Source organism: Pseudomonas sp. PIC25 (assembly GCF_002286785.1).
Taxonomy (GTDB): Bacteria; Pseudomonadota; Gammaproteobacteria; order Pseudomonadales; family Pseudomonadaceae; genus Pseudomonas_M.
Window position 1 is genome coordinate 1 of record NZ_MUJY01000003.1, and the last position, 3,015, is coordinate 3,015.

At 66.1% G+C, this 3,015-nt stretch carries 2 protein-coding genes and 1 pseudogene; all 3 read left to right on the plus strand.

The window, feature by feature from the left end; translation table 11 throughout:
- Positions 1–244, plus strand: a pseudogene (gene glyA, locus BZL41_RS00025) (serine hydroxymethyltransferase); the annotation flags it as partial.
- Positions 245–301: 57 nt separating this feature from the next.
- Positions 302–1,678, plus strand: a complete 1,377-nt coding sequence (locus BZL41_RS00030; protein ID WP_095597409.1) for an L-serine ammonia-lyase — start codon at positions 302–304, stop codon at positions 1,676–1,678.
- Positions 1,679–1,772: 94 nt separating this feature from the next.
- Complete coding sequence (gene gcvT, locus BZL41_RS00035; RefSeq protein ID WP_095597410.1) at positions 1,773–2,894, plus strand: glycine cleavage system aminomethyltransferase GcvT; 1,122 nt, start codon at positions 1,773–1,775, stop codon at positions 2,892–2,894.
- The last annotated feature ends 121 nt before the right edge of the window (positions 2,895–3,015 follow it).

The window sequence follows — 3,015 nt, forward strand, 5'->3', positions numbered from 1 at the left end:
CCGCGCCGGCATCACGGTGAACAAGAACGCCGTGCCGAACGACCCGCAGTCGCCGTTCGTCACCTCCGGCATCCGCATCGGCACGCCGGCGATCACCACCCGTGGTTTCAAGGAAACCCAGTGCGTGGCACTGGCCGGCTGGATCTGCGACATCCTCGACGACATCGAGAGCCCGACGGTGGTCGAGCGCGTCCGTGGTCAGGTGGCCGATCTTTGCGCGACCTTCCCGGTCTACGCTGATTGATAAGGTGATGTTCCGGGGCGGCCCGCCGTCCCGGACGACGACGAGCGAGTACACACCATGTCCCTCAGCGTTTTCGACCTGTTCAAAATCGGCATCGGCCCCTCCAGCTCCCATACCGTCGGCCCCATGCGCGCCGCCGTGCGCTTCGTCGAAGGGCTGCGCCGCGAGGGCCTGCTGGAGCCGACCGCTTCGGTCAAGGTGGAGCTGTACGGCTCCCTCGGCGCCACCGGCAAGGGCCACGGCAGCGACAAGGCCGTGCTGCTAGGCCTGGAAGGCGAGCAACCGGATCTGGTCGACACGACCACGATTCCCACGCGGCTGGAAGCGATCCGCCAGTCCGGCGAACTGAAACTGCTCGGCGAAAAAGCCATCCGCTTCGTCGAAAAAGAACACTTGGCGATGATCCGCAAGCCGCTGGATTACCACCCCAACGGCATGATCTTCCGCGCCTTCGACGCCGCCGGCCTGCAACTGCGCAGCCGCGAGTACTACTCGGTGGGCGGCGGCTTCGTGGTGGACGACAGCGCCGCCGGCGCCGACCGCATCGTGGAAGACCAGACCCCGCTGCCCTACCCGTTCAAGACCGCCAAGGACCTGCTGGCCCACTGCACCGAACACGGCCTTTCCATCAGCCAGGTCATGCGCGAGAACGAGAAAGCCTGGCGCCCGGACGAGGAAACCCGCGCCGGCCTGCTGCGTATCTGGCAGGTGATGCAGGACTGCGTGGCCGCCGGCTGCCGCACCGAAGGCATCATGCCCGGAGGGCTCAAGGTCAAGCGCCGCGCCGCCGGCCTCTACCGCCAGCTCAGCCAGAATCCGGAAGCCAACCTGCGCGACTCCCTCAGCGTGCTCGACTGGGTGAACCTCTACGCCCTGGCGGTGAACGAGGAAAACGCCAGCGGCGGCCGGGTGGTCACCGCACCCACCAACGGCGCGGCGGGCATTGTCCCGGCAGTGCTGCACTACTACACCCGCTTCATCCCCGGCGCCAACGACGACGGCGTGATCCGCTTCCTGCTTACCGCCGCCGCCATCGGCATTCTCTACAAGGAAAACGCCTCCATCTCCGGCGCCGAAGTCGGCTGCCAGGGCGAGGTCGGCGTGGCCTGCTCCATGGCCGCCGGCGCCCTCTGCGAAGTGCTCGGCGGTACCCCGCAGCAGGTGGAGAATGCCGCCGAGATCGGCATGGAGCACAACCTCGGCCTGACCTGCGACCCGGTCGGCGGGCTGGTCCAGGTACCCTGCATCGAGCGCAATGCCATGGGCTCGGTAAAGGCAATCAACGCCGCGCGCATGGCCCTGCGCGGCGATGGCCAGCACTTCATCTCGCTGGACAAGGTGATCCGCACCATGCGCCAGACCGGCGCCGACATGAAGAGCAAATACAAGGAAACCGCTCGCGGCGGCCTCGCCGTGAACATCATCGAATGCTAAGAACAGCGGCAAGCTTCAAGCGGTAAGCCACAAGCACGCCGACGCGATCCGTTTAACGTGAGGCTTGCGGCTTGCAGCCTCGGAAGGAGAAAAGATGAGTACCGAAACCCTGGCTAAAACTCCCTTGCACGCCCTGCATCTCGAACTGGGCGCGCGCATGGTGCCGTTCGCCGGCTACGACATGCCCGTCCAATATCCCCTTGGCGTGCTGAAGGAACACCTGCATACCCGCGAGCAGGCCGGCCTGTTCGACGTGTCGCACATGGGCCAGATCATTCTGCGTGGCGAGAACGCCGCCCGTGCCCTGGAAACCCTGGTGCCGGTGGATATCGTCGACCTGCCTGCGGGAATGCAGCGTTACGCGATGTTCACCGACGAGAACGGCGGCATCCTCGATGACCTGATGGTCGCCAACACTGGCGAGTTCCTCTTCCTGGTGGTCAACGCCGCCTGCAAGGAGCAGGACCTGGCCCACCTGCAGAAGCACATCGGCAACCAGTGTCAGATCGAAAGCTTGTTCGAAAGCCGCGCCCTGCTCGCCCTGCAAGGCCCCAAGGCAGTGGATGTGCTGAGCCGCCTGGCGCCCGAGGTGGCGAAGATGACCTTCATGCAGTTCGCCCGCGTCACCCTGCTGGGCGTCGGCTGCTTCGTCAGCCGCTCCGGCTATACCGGCGAGGACGGCTACGAAATTTCCGTCCCGGTGGAACAGGCCGAACGCCTGGCCCGCGCCCTGCTCGCCGAGCCGGAAGTGCAGCCCATTGGCCTTGGCGCCCGTGACTCCCTGCGCCTGGAAGCCGGCCTGTGCCTCTATGGCCATGACATGAGCACCGCCACTACGCCGATCGAAGCCAGCCTGACCTGGGCCATCTCCAAGACCCGCCGCGCCGATGGCGCGCGCGCCGGCGGCTTTCCCGGCGCCGAGCGGATCTTCGCCCAACAGCGCGATGGCGTGGCCAGCAAGCGCGTCGGCCTGCTGCCGCAGGAACGCGTGCCGGTGCGCGAAGGCGCGGAAATCGTCGATGCCGACAGCAATGTCATCGGCCAGGTATGCAGCGGTGGCTTCGGCCCGACCCTGGGTGCGCCGGTGGCCATGGGCTACGTGCAGACCGCCAACGCCGCGCTGGACAGCGACGTCTGGGCCATGGTGCGCGGCAAGCGCGTACCGATGAAAGTCGCCAAGACCCCGTTCGTGCCACAGCGCTACTACCGCGGTTGATCGCTCCCCAAGACCCGGCACCCGCCGTAATGCTGTTCACTTAAGCATTTGAGCCCCGGCGGGGCTTCCCCGAAAATCCGATGCCAGGTCTCTGGCATCGGATTTTTTATGTCTCTCCAAC

Bases quoted from the DNA above. Each gene is read 5' to 3' on its own strand.
- BZL41_RS00030 (WP_095597409.1), top strand. From the start codon at position 302: ATGTCCCTCAGCGTTTTCGACCTGTTCAAAATCGGCATCGGCCCCTCC.
- gcvT (WP_095597410.1), top strand. From the start codon at position 1,773: ATGAGTACCGAAACCCTGGCTAAAACTCCCTTGCACGCCCTGCATCTC.